Annotated in this window: 9 protein-coding genes and 1 pseudogene; 9 read left to right on the top strand and 1 reads right to left on the bottom strand. The window is 35.2% G+C overall.

Features of this window, described 5'->3' with window-relative positions; translation table 11 throughout:
- The first annotated feature begins 279 nt into the window (after window positions 1–279).
- The 8 genes and pseudogenes from AUF14_RS15795 to AUF14_RS15760 all read left to right on the top strand — a co-directional run bounded on the left by AUF14_RS15795 (window position 280) and on the right by AUF14_RS15760 (window position 12059).
- Window positions 280–864 carry a hypothetical protein gene (locus AUF14_RS15795; RefSeq protein ID WP_070505183.1) on the top strand — a complete coding sequence of 195 codons (585 nt, stop codon included), beginning with the start codon at window positions 280–282 and terminating at the stop codon, window positions 862–864.
- Window positions 865–929: 65 nt separating this feature from the next.
- Window positions 930–1286 carry a hypothetical protein gene (locus AUF14_RS15790; protein ID WP_193756247.1) on the top strand — a complete coding sequence of 119 codons (357 nt, stop codon included), beginning with the start codon at window positions 930–932 and terminating at the stop codon, window positions 1284–1286.
- A 243-nt stretch (window positions 1287–1529) separates the two neighbouring features.
- Window positions 1530–3278, top strand: coding sequence for an ATP-dependent nuclease (locus tag AUF14_RS15785; protein ID WP_070505181.1), 1749 nt, complete (start codon window positions 1530–1532; stop codon window positions 3276–3278).
- On the top strand, window positions 3279–4820 hold the full coding sequence (locus AUF14_RS15780; RefSeq protein ID WP_070505180.1) for a UvrD-helicase domain-containing protein: 1542 nt from the start codon (window positions 3279–3281) through the stop codon (window positions 4818–4820).
- A gap of 385 nt (window positions 4821–5205) precedes the next feature.
- A pseudogene (locus AUF14_RS15775) lies at window positions 5206–8192 on the top strand (type I restriction endonuclease subunit R).
- Window positions 8193–8228: 36 nt separating this feature from the next.
- The gene (locus AUF14_RS15770) at window positions 8229–9824 is read left to right on the top strand and encodes a type I restriction-modification system subunit M (RefSeq protein ID WP_070505178.1); all 1596 of its coding nucleotides are present in this window, start codon (window positions 8229–8231) and stop codon (window positions 9822–9824) included.
- A complete protein-coding gene (locus tag AUF14_RS15765) occupies window positions 9817–11106 on the top strand; it encodes a restriction endonuclease subunit S (protein WP_102866129.1) in 1290 nt (429 codons plus the stop codon). The genes AUF14_RS15770 and AUF14_RS15765 overlap by 8 nt, the downstream gene beginning before the upstream one ends.
- A gap of 26 nt (window positions 11107–11132) precedes the next feature.
- Window positions 11133–12059, top strand: coding sequence for a site-specific integrase (locus AUF14_RS15760; protein ID WP_070505177.1), 927 nt, complete (start codon window positions 11133–11135; stop codon window positions 12057–12059).
- A gap of 40 nt (window positions 12060–12099) precedes the next feature.
- Here the strand turns inward: AUF14_RS15760 and AUF14_RS15755 are convergent, their stop codons facing one another.
- Window positions 12100–13227, bottom strand: a complete 1128-nt coding sequence (locus tag AUF14_RS15755; RefSeq protein ID WP_102866128.1) for a restriction endonuclease subunit S — start codon at window positions 13225–13227, stop codon at window positions 12100–12102.
- Between the two features lie 128 nt (window positions 13228–13355).
- Here AUF14_RS15755 and licT point away from each other — a divergent pair, with 128 nt between their 5' ends.
- Complete coding sequence (gene licT / locus AUF14_RS15750; RefSeq protein ID WP_070505175.1) at window positions 13356–14186, top strand: BglG family transcription antiterminator LicT; 831 nt, start codon at window positions 13356–13358, stop codon at window positions 14184–14186.
- Window positions 14187–14217: the final 31 nt, after the last annotated feature.

Below are 14217 nucleotides of genomic sequence, written 5' to 3'. Positions count from 1 at the left end.
AAGCCACCCAATCTCTACTAGGATTGGTAGAGGTCAATGGACTCAGCTAGTGTGTTGGAGGTTATACCAACGGTTCGGGTCACAGACTTTCTGTCGCAGTAAAACTGCAGAAGGTGATAGCGTCTTCCCGTAAGTCCTTTCCAAGACTTATTATTCAGGAATATCCTACAGTATCCAAGTAGTAATCGTTATTTTATTTAAACATATTAGGAATAGCCCCTAAGGGCGATTGAAGGAATGAAAGTTTCTTCAAAATATATATTACGAGTAGGTGATACGATGAGAAAATATACAATAGCAAAAGTAATTAGTATTGATAACAGAGTTCCGATGGGCGCATCTAAGGCCTATTATGGTCATAGTGTGATTTTTCAAGATATTTCTAGCGGCACCCTTTTACAGTGGGATACGAAGACGAAATTGAAATACGAAAAAGATGAGATTATCAATTTTACCTATGATGAATTAGAACAAGTAACACCTATGGACTTGTTCAATGAGGATGAGGAAAGAGTGGCTATCTCAAATCCAAGAAAAGTACAGTCATTGGATTTGCTTCTAGGTAGAAACCCTGTTCAAACACGGACCGACTATTTCTTTGTTACGAGTGTTCGAACCATAGGAGAAAAGTCTTATGTGGTGCTGGTTGACAGCTATTTGGATCAAGCATTATTTGAAACAGAGGAACCAGAAAGCTTCAAAAAAGGGAACATTGTCAAGCTTAGGTATAAACAAACAACGAGTGCAACTGAGGCAGATGTAACAGAAGAGGACTTACAGCATGTCGTTTATTATTTGGTGGATGTTGAAGTGAAGTACAATGTAAGTAATGAGAGAAATGTGAAATTAAAAGATCGTAGATAGGGTTGTGTTGGATTTGTAAGGATACCATTCCAGACTATGAATTTAAGAAACATCATTACTTTAGATTGCGTCAGAAAGGACAAGACATGAATCGTTTCTTTATCCTATTAATAATAGTAGTGGGACTAGCTTTCATTTACAAATACCTTCTAAACCAATCGAGAGAGCCAACCGGTCGGGTAGGGAATGTCATGATGAAATTGTGGAATAAAGTTTACTTGCCCATGGCTAAATGGTGTCTGTCATTCTTACCAGCAAAACAATTTTGGGTTGTTGTGACGTTGAGAGAAATCAATGGAGTAAATCAAATCGATGATTTTTTCCAACAATGTAATTTTAGAGGTTGGTTGGTAAATAGAATCAATGTTAAGAATCGCTTGGATATATCTCAAACGGCTGACGAAGAAGTGAAGTTTAAGTGATGAAGGCACTTAGTAGGAAAGAATGCAAGGCCAAATGAAGAAGTTCAGAATAGAAGAATAGTTAAAAAAGAGATTATCACGTTCGAAAAAATTGATGATCAGAGCTTATTTGAGATTATTTGTTATCATAGCAAATTTATTTCTCTTTTTTGAAATCTATTTCATATGAACTTTAAGTAGATTTTTTAGAACGGTTTCTTTTCAGTATAATTTAAGAGTAACGAAAGGGTTGTGAAGGATAAGATGAAATTAAGTAAGCTTATGGTAGAAAATTTTAGAAATTTTAAGTATTCAAAGATTTGTTTATCTAATAAGAACGTTGTATTTGGAATGAACGATGTCGGGAAGACTAATTTACTATCTTCATTGCGATACTTATTAGAGCGTAAAGTAAGAATTAATGGATTTAGTGAGAGTGATTTTTATCAACGTGAATTAGATAACGATATCAAGATTACTTTAGAAATCGATTTGAGTGATTATGAGGATAATCTTGATTCACAACATATAGTTGCAAAAGTAGGAGGTGCAAGAACCAGTTCAGAGCTAAATTTATTTTATTTTCAGGTGATTGGAAAATACGATGCGGCTGAAGCAATGGGGATACCAGAGTTGTTTTGGGGGAACGACCTAGAGAAGTTAGAGAGTGTTCCTCAAAATGGAAGCTTTACCATTTTAGATAAATTATTCAATGTCGTCTATGTAGACCCGACGATAGATTTAGATACAGTCTTTTCCAAAAACAGAAGAAAACTATTTGAACAAAAAAAGATGATTGACTCTGATATTGAGATTAAGGAAGATATTGATAAACTCACGAATCAGGTAAATAGTAAGATCAGCTCAATGGATGTTATACAAAGCTTTCAAAGTGAGTTAACTGATGAATATCAGCAGTTAAAAAAAGAAAAGATAACAATTGAGTTACAATCAGAAATGGCTATTAAGGGTTTTTTTAGCGATATTCATCCGTATATAAAAAAAGAAGGAGATGACTCTCTTTACCCTACTTCAGGTGATGGAAGAAAAAAGATATTAGCTTATTCACTTTTAAATTACTTAAATAAAGAATATGACTCAGATAGGATTACACTTTATTTAATTGAGGAACCTGAGAATAGTTTGCATCGCTCAATGCAAATTGCTTTGTCTAAGCAACTGTTTACTAATTCAGTTTATGATTATTTTGTACTGTCAACTCACTCTTCTGAATTACTATATGAAATGGATAATGCCTCATTGGTTAGAATTTATTCAGAAGATAGAACTCTATGTGAATCATTTCTATTTAAAGTACCTAGTGAGTTCTCATCAATTAAGAAAGAACTCAACGAGTCATTGACTAAAGCATTATTTTCTGATCGAGTATTACTTATTGAGGGACCATCGGAAAAAGCTTTATTTGAAAAGGTGTTGTCAGTTATTAAGCCAACATATGAGTTAGACGGCGGATATATACTTCTAGTAGATGGAATTAAATTTAAACCTTATTTTGATATACTAAAATCCTTGAACATTATTCCTATAGTTAAGACTGATAATGATTTAAAAGCCAAAAAGGGAAATAAGACATTATTTGATCCAATTGGATTTAATCGTTGCTGTAAACTGATTAATCAAGAAAATTTAGATGAAATTGAAATAGACTATTCTTGTACTGATAAAGATGGTAAGTCTACTTGGTTAGTCCAGCGTAAAAACAAGCTTGTTTTTGAAAAGAAAAAAGAATTATATAATCAGTACAAGGAAGTGCTCAGTAATTTTGAAAAAAACAATATTTTTCTTTCCAGAGTTGATTTAGAAAATGATCTATATGAAGTAATTCCTGATCAACTGAAAAAAGTTTTTGGTGAAATCGATCCAGTCAAGTCACTTCAAGATAAAAAATTGTTGAACATGTTGAAATTGATTGATGATTTAACTAATTTGAATTGTCTAAAAATTTTTAACCACGACAGATTTAAAGCGCTAAAAAAATTAGTAGGTGATTAAATGGATATTATTGATGAACAAGTAAGAGAGGATATCCTAATTGCAAATGGAAGTATCGTCGTTTCAGCCAGTGCAGGTTCTGGAAAAACTACAATAATGATTAAAAAAATCTCAAAAGTACTGAATGAGATTTTAGATCATAGAACTGTTGCAGCGATCACATTTACAGTTAAGGCGACAGAAGAGATTAAAAAGAAAGCGAGAGATTTAGAGGTTATAAAGGATTTTGTTGCAATGACAAATGATTCCTTTGTTGAGCATGAAATAATTCGCCCTTTTTTAGTTGATGCTTTTGGGGAAGAGTATCAGCGAGAGTTTCTTGTTTCCTACGATGTATCTAAAAGGTTTGATTCTTTCGATGAAGGGATGGAAGTTTTACGTGTAAGGAATACGCTAGGAACTTATCGAAATAATAACCACAATTTCAAATTTGAATTGGCAAAAAAAATCTTAGAAAATAGTCAGGCTGCAAGGGAGTACTTTAGAGCAAAATATTCAACTATTTTTTTGGATGAATATCAAGATTCTGATATGAACATGCATGAACTGTTCATGTATATGAAAAATGTATTAGGGATTGAACTTTTTATTGTGGGAGATGGAAAGCAGGCAATATATTTGTGGCGAGGAGCTCAAAGAAATATTTTTGAGTTACTTGAAGCGGAAGGAATTCAAAGTTTTGAATTAATTACTAATTTTAGAAGTGATTTTGAGATTGTTAATTATGCTAATCTTATGCATAATAACTCGCAGTTCGATAATAATCGGGCAGAAAACGTTTCTCATGTAATACATTGCTTAACCAATAATGATCTGAATTCCATTGATTCACTATTTAGGTCGGGTGAACTAGATATCAACAGAAGCGTGACAATTATAGCTAATAGAAATGACCATGCTCAATCAATAGCCGAGAATCTAAAGTTTTATGGATATAATTTCGTTTTTATTCCTAGGACACCGATAGATGAGAGCAGTGATCATTCTAGTATATTAAAATCTATAGCCTGCTACATACTAGATAATAGGTATTCAGTTTACGATGTTGCTGATGTTTTGAGGATTGAACAAAATCGATCAATTTTGAAAAGGATTGAAAGCCTATTAAGCCCTTTGGAACAAATCATTCCATTACCTCCTAATACATCTAAAGATGAAATTACATCTTCTTTTTTTAGGATTATATCTAGATTTAATGAACATTTTGGTTTAGATATAACAGATGATGAAATTAAACTTCTATTGGAGACTCTTTCAAATGAAATGTTTTATCCTGCATTCATAAAGTCAAATGATTTGCACAAAGTTATGACTGTATTTGGCTCAAAAGGGCTAGAATTCAATCAAGTGATCAGTTTTAGTGGATACTATAATTTCAGCCAAGAAGGGGAAAGAAATAATCACTATGTTTGTGTTACTAGAGCCGAAAATAAATTTGTTATGCTAGAGGATGGAAGGTACAGCAATAGTATTAATGTGATAGCAAGAAATTCAGGTATTACCGATATGAAAAACTTGTACAAAATAATCGATCATACTTAGTAACTAATGATAATTGCCGACTTTGAAAATGGACTATATAGTTTTAATGCATTTTTTGTGATTTGTGATTTAAATGTATATTTGAAATATGCACTTCTGAAACTCAATAATTTAACAAAACTACTTGCGATCTTGTAATATAGAAATAGCAAGTAGTTTTATTTGCGATTTTTTTTTACATCAAATTAATGAAGTGACTTGCTTCTAAATAATAAGTCATATCGTATAATTGACAAATCTCATAATAAATAGCAAAAAAACTTGCTTTTCAGTTATAATTGAAATTGTTGAAGCTTACGCTGTAACGCAACGTAAATAGAACAACAATAGGATGGATTTAGAATTTTTATAGAAGATGCTCAAAAAAGTGGAAGGAAGTAGTGAAGTGGCAGAAGCAAAATTTGAAGCAGCCCTGATTAGCAAGCTGGAAGCTGAAGGGTGGACTTATCGTAAAGATTTCTCCAATGTGAGTATTAAAAAGCTTGAAGAACATTGGCGGGAAATCTTAAACGAAACGAATGCTCATAAATTAAATGGAATACCTTTATCAGATATTGAATTTGGACTGATTCTTCAAGCTCTACAACGTATTCAAACTCCTTATGATGCTCAACTTTTATTAGTAGGTGCTGGGGAATAGGATCTATCCCAATTACTCGGGATGACGGTTCAAGTTTGGAAGTTGAGATTTTTTATGAAGATGATGTTGCGGGAGGCCGTTCTCGTTATGAAGTTGTAAGTCAGATATCATTTACGGATTTACCAAAAGGATTGACGACAAAACGGATTATTGACATTGCTTTACTCATCAATGGACTTCCAGTAGCTCATGTTGAGGAGAAAGACGAACATTTACAAAATCAATGGAATGCGTTCGAACAGCTTAAAGGATATCATGGCGATGGACTCTACAAAGGTCTGTTTTCCTTTGTGCAGGTGCAGTTTATTTTGAGCCAACATTCTGCACATTATTTTGCTCGACCAAATGCATTCGAACATTACAATCAAACTTATGTATTCGGTTGGCGTGATGAAAATAATAAGGACATTACAGATGCTTTTGAATTTGCGCATCAAGTGATGGGAATTCCTGCCCTGCATCGGTTGATAACGGTGAATATGATACCCGATGCTTCGAATGATAATTTAATGGTAATGCGTAGTTATCAAATTCAGGCTACAAGAGAAATCTTGCAGCGAATGAAAGATATGGAAGCCAATGATCTTATTGAAAAAGAGGGTGGCTATATTTGGCATACCACTGGTTCTGGTAAGACAGTGACTTCTTTTAAAGTTGCACAGTTGTTAGCGTCAGCGCCTCGAATTCGGAATGTACTTTTTATTGTGGACCGTGTTGATTTGATTGACCAAACATTGGAAAACTTTAAAGATTTTGCTTATATACATTTTAAAAAGCGTATTAAGAAAGTGAATGGACATGAATTAAAGCGAGAATTGAAACGTAAGGGAGCTTCACAAATTCTATTAATTTCTGTTCAAGGATTAACAAAAGCAGTAAAAAGAGGGCTGAAGAATGATGATTGGAACGTTATCATCATGGATGAGGCTCATCGTAGTGCCAGTGGTGAATCAGTCGGACTGATCAAAAAAGCTTTCAAAAAGACAACATGGTTTGGTTTTACCGGAACCCCAAACTTTTATAGTGATGAAATCAATGATGTAAAAACAACACGAGATATTTCCACACATGATATTTTCGGAAAAAGACTGCATACCTATACTATCAAGGATGCGATTGGTGATGGTAACGTTCTTGGATTCGATGTCACTTACTTCAAACCTCATTGGGTAGTAGAACATCCTCAAAATGACTTTTCTGAACATGACTATGAAAAGGAAGTTTATCAAAGTGATGTTTATCGTCAACAAGTAGTCCAAGATATTTTGGATAACTGGAAAAAAACTTCTGGTGGGGCATTGATTGCTGGTAGACGTGAAGAAAATGCTTTTCAAGCAATGCTTGCTGTCTCTGGTAAGCAGGCAGTTGCGCATTATTATAATATTTTCAAAGAAAAGGCCCCACATTTAAATGTTGCCATGACCTTTTCTCGGGATGAATCGAATGAACGTGGTACTAAAGAATTAAATGAGATACTAAAAAAGGCTATTCTAGATTATACACAGAAATTCAATGTACCAAGTATTTTGAATGCAAAAGATCCGTCACGCGCTTATATGATTGATATCACTAAGCGGTTAGCTCGTAAAAAACCTTACAATCAAGGTAAAGAAGAAGATCGATTGGATTTAGTGATCGTTTCGGATCAGCTATTGACGGGATTTGATTCTAAATATGTCAATATGATCTACATGGATAAGATGCTTAAAGAAGGCATGCTAATTCAAGCGATGTCTCGGACTAATAGAACATATAACCTTAATAGTAAGCCGCATGGGAAAGTGCGTTTTTATCGTCAAGGAGACGAAATGAAAGAGTTCGTTGAAAATGCACTGCGTATTTATACAAGAGGTGGAAATGATACTCTTCAAGAGGCAGAAGAAGAATCGGAAGATGAACGAACCAAGGAATTAGAAGATGACAATATCTTAGCTAAACCACAAAGTGATCAAATAAAAGAGCTGGAAGACGCTGTTTCTAAGCTAAAAGAACTTGCAGGAGATGACTTTAGTCAAATTCCACTTGGTCAAAAGGCTCTAAAAGAATTTGTACATCTTGCTTTACCTACACAGAATAAGATTCAACGTTTGGTGCAACAAGGTTACGAATTGGGAAGCGAGATTGATGAGTTAGACGAGAAAAATGAACCTACAGGTAAAAAAGTTCGTCTAGATATTTCAAGCATAGAAGAATTTGGTGCTTTGCAAGCCCGATTAAACGATGCTAGAGAGAAAATACCTGAAGATGAACGTCCTGATCTTACAGAAATTAAGATAGGTATTAAGTTCTACGATCATCAAATTATAGATTATGACATGTTAGTGGAGCTCTTGAATACATTTATGGATGACAAAAATGAAACAAATAAAGTGGCGATTGAGAAACATATCACGCCAATGGATGAGGAAAGTCGCCAAGAAATCAATGCGATTGTCGTTGATATTGAAGCTGGTGAGATAACCGAGCACTTTACAACCGAGTCATTACAGAATACTCGTAAAAAATATCGTACGGAATACCGTGAGCTAAAAATTCGACGTTGGGCTGCGGATCAACATGTTAATGGAAATCGGATTGTAGAAGCGTTTGACTTATTCTTACCAGGACACACGCTAATTGATAATCCACAGCTCTCGGAAATTGTTCGCGCGATCGAGGACGAAGAAGACATCAGTTTCTTCGGTGCTTCGGAGTTTGAAGAAGCGTTGATGGAATTCTTCAATTCGTTATAGAAAATTTCAAAATAATAGGAAGTAGGACAGAAGTTAATGGCACTATCTAACGAACAAAAAACTAAAATGTGGGCGATGCTCAATCAAACGCGAGGACAGATTGGACTAACTGCCTACAAAGATTATATATTCGGTATATTGTTTTATAAATATTTATCAGAGAAAGCAACCCATTGGCTAGAAAGTGTGTTACGCGGTGAAACGTGGGAAAGTGTCTATACCCAAGACTCTGCGAAAGCTTTAGAATATATGAAAAAGAACCTTGGTTACGCGATTCAACCAAATGATTTTTTTGCTGATTGGAAGCAAGCGATTGATACAGACTGTTTTAATATTGGCATGATGACCGATGCATTTGGTCATTTTAACCAACAAATTGCTTTTGAAGCACGTGGTGATTTTGAAGGGATTTTTGATGGTATGCGTTTTGATAGCGCTGATCTGGGAGCAACTGCGCAATCTCGTGCGAGCGTAATGATTTCAATGATTGATTTATTATCTTCTCCAGAATTTGATTTGTCTGGTGATGAAGATACGGTCTCAGATATTTATGAATATTTAGTTCGCCAATTTGCGACAGTTTTGGCCTCAGATATGGGACAATACTACACGCCAAAAGAAATTTCTAACGTGATGGCTCGAATTTTAACTTTTGGAAGAGAGGATGAAGAAAGTTTCCATATTTATGATCCGACGGTTGGTTCAGGTTCACTATTACTTACTACCGCAAGTTATATGAAGAATTCTAAAAAACGTGGGATGATAAAATATTACGGACAAGAAAAAGATGCCACTCCTTATCGTTTATCAAGAATGAACTTGATGATGCATGGAGTAGAGTTTAACGATATCAATGTTAATCATGCCGACACACTCGAAAGTGACTGGCCTGATGGTGTTGTAGATGGAAAAGATTCACCTCGAATGTTCGATGCTGTAATGGCAAATCCACCATATTCAGCTCATTGGAATAACAAAGAACGCGAAGATGATCAGCGCTGGCGCGAGTATGGGGTAGCACCTAAAACAAAAGCGGACTATGCTTTCTTGCTACATTGTCTGTATCACTTAAAAGATAATGGACGTATGGCAATTATTTTACCCCATGGGGTGCTATTTCGAGGAGCAGCAGAAGGTCGAATTCGTAAGGCATTAATTGATAAACATCAGATTGAAACTGTTATTGGATTTCCCGATAAATTATTCTTAAATACCTCCATTCCGGTGTGTGTATTGATTTTGAGAAAAAACCGCGTGGAGTCGGATATATTGTTTGTTGACGCAAGTAAGGACTTTGAAAAAGTGAAAAAACAAAATCACTTACGCCCTGAAGATGTTGAAAAAATTGTTGAAACAGTAGTTAACCGCAAAGAAATAGAGAAATACTCTCATATTGCAACATTGGATGAGATTAAAGAGAACGAGTACAACCTAAACATTCCTCGTTATGTTGATACGTTTGAAGAAGCCGAACCTATCGATATTGTTGAAGTTAGCAGTGAAATACAAAAAATAAATGCCGAAATCAAACAAACAGAAACTGAATTTCTAGCTATGTTGGATGAACTCGCTGTTACTCCTGAAACGAAGGATATAATTGAAGCAACAAAAGGAGTGTTTAAGCATGACTAAAAACACTCCAGAATTACGGTTCAAGGGGTTTACTGACGATTGGGAACTGCGTAAGTTTTCTGGTGTTATTGAGAAATTGTCTGGCGGTGCATCTATCAAACCAACAGACTATCTCGAAGATGGAATTCGTACGATTCCAAAGGGAGCTGTTAATGCAACTGGGATTGCAGATTTATCTGGCAGTAAATACATTAGTAAAGACTTCTTTGAAAAGAATATAACTAGCCACGTTCACACAAACAATCTCGTAACTTCTTTAAGAGACCTAGTTCCATCGGCTCCAAATATGGGGAGAATCGTTCGTATTGAAGGAGATGACGAACAATTTTTGATGCCACAAGGTGTGTATAAATTGGAGTTGCTTGAAGGTATGGATGAGGATTTTCTTATCTCATTCTCCAATAGCGATAAGTATAGAAAGATCATCTCAGCAGAAAAAAAAGGCTCAACGCAAGTCCATATTCGTAATGGAGAATTTCTAAATATTGATATTAATCTTCCTTCAGAGCATGAGCAAAACAAGATTGGCGATTTCTTTAAAAGTCTAAACCACACTCTCGCCCTTCATCAGCGTAAACTGGATTTATTAAAACGATTAAAACAGGCGTATTTGCAGAAGATGTTCCCTAAGAGTGGGGAGAAAGTGCCTGAAATACATTTTGCTGGTTTTTACGAGAATTGGGAACAGCGTAAGTTGGGGGAACTAGTTAGATTTTACTCCGGGTTAACTTATTCTCCACAAAATATAGTTTCTGAAAATGGAACTTTTGTCCTCAGATCTTCTAATGTTAAAAACGGAGAAATAGTAGATGCAGATAATGTCTATGTTAATTCTTCAGTTGTAAACGCGGACAATGTTCAGAAGGGAGATATTATTGTTGTTGTCCGAAATGGTTCTAGAGATTTAATTGGAAAACATGCTCAAATAAAAAGAACTATGAATCATACTGTAATTGGTGCATTTATGACAGGGATTCGTTCAAAAGAATCAAATTTTATAAATGCTTTATTAGATACAATACAGTTTAAGATAGAAATTAATAAAAATCTAGGAGCAACCATCAATCAAATTACTACTGGTTCTTTCAAAAAAATGACTTTCTCAATAACAGAAAGTAGAAATGAGCAAGAAAAAATTGGACTATTTTTCAAGACTCTGGACAATACTATCACCCAACATCAGAAGTACCTAGACCAACTAAAATCCTTAAAAATAGCTTTCCTAAAAAAATGTTCGTATAAAAAAGTATTACCTTCTAAAAATAGTTATGATGGAATCTAAATAACTATTTTTAGGAGGTATTTTGTATGAGAAAAAAGAAAAAGGATGTATTGTTTCATCAATATTTTGAAGAATGGTTGGAACTTTACAAAGTTGGGGCGATTCGAGAGATTACATTGGACAAGTATTACGTAACACATCAGAGAATTATAGAATTAGCACCGAATTTACGTTTATCTGATTTGGATCGCAGGAATTATCAGATGCTTTTGAACGAATACGCTCTTACTCATGAAAAACAGACAACCATGGACTTTCATCATCAAATCAAAGGTGCAATTCTAGATGCAGTTGACGAAGGTTTAATTGAGAAAAATCCTACTCGGAAAATTATTATTAAAGGCAAAGAGCCTTGCAAAAAGAAACCAAAGTTTTTGAATCAATTTGAGTTACAATCTTTACTTAAGCAATTGGAATTAAATAAAGAAATTAACTGGGATTGGTTTATTCTGCTTATCGCAAAAACTGGACTACGTTTTTCAGAGGCTCTTGCCTTAACTCCAAAAGATTTTGATTATTTCAACCAGAGTCTAACAGTAACTAAAACGTGGAATTACAAAAAATCAAATGGTGAAATTCAACCTACAAAAAATGAATCCTCAAAAAGAAAAATTCAAATTGATTGGCAGATTAGTATGCAATTCTCCCAATTGACCAAAAATATGAATGAAGATAGTTTGATATTTGTGAATGGACGAGTGTTCAATTCAACAATCAATAAAAGACTTGAAGCGTTGTGTAAGAAAGCAAGTGTTCCGACCATTACTATACATGGCTTACGTCATACTCATGCATCTTTGTTGCTTTTTGCAGGTGTTTCTATCGCGAGTGTTGCTAGAAGATTGGGGCATTCAAGTATGACAACCACTCAGGAAACGTATTTGCATATTATTCAAGAATTGGAAAATCAAGACAATGATAAAATTATTCGACATTTGAGTGCATTAGTATAAGGAAAATCCCAGAAGATAATATGTCTTCTGGGAAATACAATTATATGAACATTTTACTTAAAAAAGCTGTTTTCATTTTTTTGAAAGCTTCATTTTTTTCTCGATGAAGGGCGATAATATCGTCAAGCTGTTTGAAAAAAAAACCGATTTGTTGTTGTTCATTAGAATCTGGAATTGAAATTTTTGTCTCTAATATATTTTTGTTATACAAACGTTTTATCGTACTTCCTTCTAGTCCTTGCCATTTTACTATTGTATAAAACTGCTTTAAAAAAGAATTTTCAATTCTATCATCATGGTTTAGCCAAACAATATTTGAATCTTGAAAATATTCATCTTTTCCCGTGTATTCAACTACCCTTCCAATACTACCAGAAGCAGAAATTAATAAATCTCCTATTTTAGGATAAGGGTATTTCGCTTTGTATTCTTCAAAAAGTTCATGAGTGATAAACGCATCTGCCTTTGAACCAAAAGTCCCTATTTTGAAAAAAGGAACATCACCATTGTCACTTGTTTGCTCTTTAAAAATACGTTTATTCATCGCAACTGAACCTAACTCTCCTAATTTACGCTGTTCCCATACCTCGTCAAAATCAGCAAAACGTATTTCTGGTACTTTCTCTCCATTCTTAGGGAACATCTTCTGCAAATACGCCTGTTTTAATCGTTTTAATAAATCCAGTTTACGCTGATGAAGGGCGATAGTGTTATCAAGCTGTTTGAAGAAGGTACCGATTTTTTTCTGTTCATCATTAGTGCTAGGAACATTAACAGATAATTTTGCAAGATCATTTGAGTTTATTGCTGGATAGCTTGTCCCTGTACTTCTTTCTAAAACTCTATTTACAAATTTTTCTTCTTGTACTAGAGTCAGAAGAAAATACCCACTATTCTTTGGTCTCATTTGCGCATATCCTGTAGAAAAGACATAGTTTTCATAAGGTAGATCGAAAAGATAATTGTTTTTTTGATAAGGTCGTACAGTCTGATAAAATACATCATTTTTTTTGGCTAGTCGTTGTGCTCTTGAAGGAGCAGTTTCTTTATTCTCTGTCCTATGTCCAATCAACTCTGTTCCAATTACAGACTCCAAATCAACATATTCAAATTTATTAGGTAAATTTGATTTAGGATTGAACTCGGCTAACTCATTTAACTTACGCAGTTCCCAATCGTCAAAACAATAGTAGAGTTACAAAGTACATTAATTGTTTTTCTTCCTCCTTGACTTTCCCAAAAGAACCCGTATCATAGCTTATGAAAGTTTGCTGAGGCGGAGGATGGGGAGAGAGCTTGCTGAGAATTAAGAAGATTTTTAACAACAATGTGGTCTTGGTGATTGATACGAAGGGTCTGGAGCGGATCTTGATCGGCAGGGGGATCGCCTTTCGGAAACGGGGTGGCGAGACGGTTGAGAAGGATAAGATCGAAAAGACGTTCGTGGTGGATTCTCCGAATGTGGCGGATCGGTTTGTGCAATTGATCGAAGAGGTTCCGATCAATCGGCTGGAGATGGTAACGGTGATCGTCAAGGCTGCGGAAGCGGAGCTGGAGCGGACCTTTGATGGGAATACCTATATTGGGTTGGCGGATCACATCAATTATGCGGTGAATCGTTTTCGGAATGGGGAGACGATTCAAAATGCGTTGTTATTGGAGATCAAGAAGTTTTATCCGAAGGAATTTGCGGCGGGCATGAAGGCGCTGGAGCAGATCAGCTATTATGAGGGGATCGAGCTGAATGAGGATGAGGCGGGATTTATCGCGCTTCACTTTATTAATGGCGGCTTGAACAATGATACGGCTCAGACGTTATTGACAACAGAGATGCTGCAGAAGGTAGTCTTGATCGTTGAGGATGGTTTAGGAATTGAGCTGGATACGGAATCGCTGAATTATGTTCGTTTCGTTACCCACTTGAAATTCTTTATTCAACGTGTCATAATAAATGAACCGAGACAGGAAGCAGTGCCGGAGATGTATGAACAGGTGGTTCAGTTTTATCCGAAGGCGACGGAGAGTGTCGGGATCATTAAGCATTATCTACAAGAGAAGCTGGCTTGTCGGATTTATCCGGAGGAGGAGATGTACTTGATTCTCCATGTCCAGCGGCTAATTAAATAAACGGGATTGTAACTGATTATGCAGGCAACAC

The sequence above is a fragment of the Enterococcus avium genome, from assembly GCF_002891025.1.
GTDB classification, from domain to species: domain Bacteria; phylum Bacillota; class Bacilli; order Lactobacillales; family Enterococcaceae; genus Enterococcus_A; species Enterococcus_A avium.
The sequence above is the reverse complement of the archived record's forward strand: the minus strand, read 5'-3'. Positions and strand labels throughout refer to the sequence as shown.

Excerpts from the sequence above, each read along its gene's own strand:
- AUF14_RS15795 (WP_070505183.1), top strand. The coding sequence starts at position 280 with ATGAGAAAATATACAATAGCAAAAGTAATTAGTATTGATAACAGAGTT.
- AUF14_RS15760 (WP_070505177.1), top strand. The coding sequence starts at position 11,133 with ATGAGAAAAAAGAAAAAGGATGTATTGTTTCATCAATATTTTGAAGAA.
- AUF14_RS15785 (WP_070505181.1), top strand. The coding sequence starts at position 1,530 with ATGAAATTAAGTAAGCTTATGGTAGAAAATTTTAGAAATTTTAAGTAT.
- AUF14_RS15780 (WP_070505180.1), top strand. The coding sequence starts at position 3,279 with ATGGATATTATTGATGAACAAGTAAGAGAGGATATCCTAATTGCAAAT.
- AUF14_RS15765 (WP_102866129.1), top strand. The coding sequence starts at position 9,817 with ATGACTAAAAACACTCCAGAATTACGGTTCAAGGGGTTTACTGACGAT.
- AUF14_RS15770 (WP_070505178.1), top strand. The coding sequence starts at position 8,229 with ATGGCACTATCTAACGAACAAAAAACTAAAATGTGGGCGATGCTCAAT.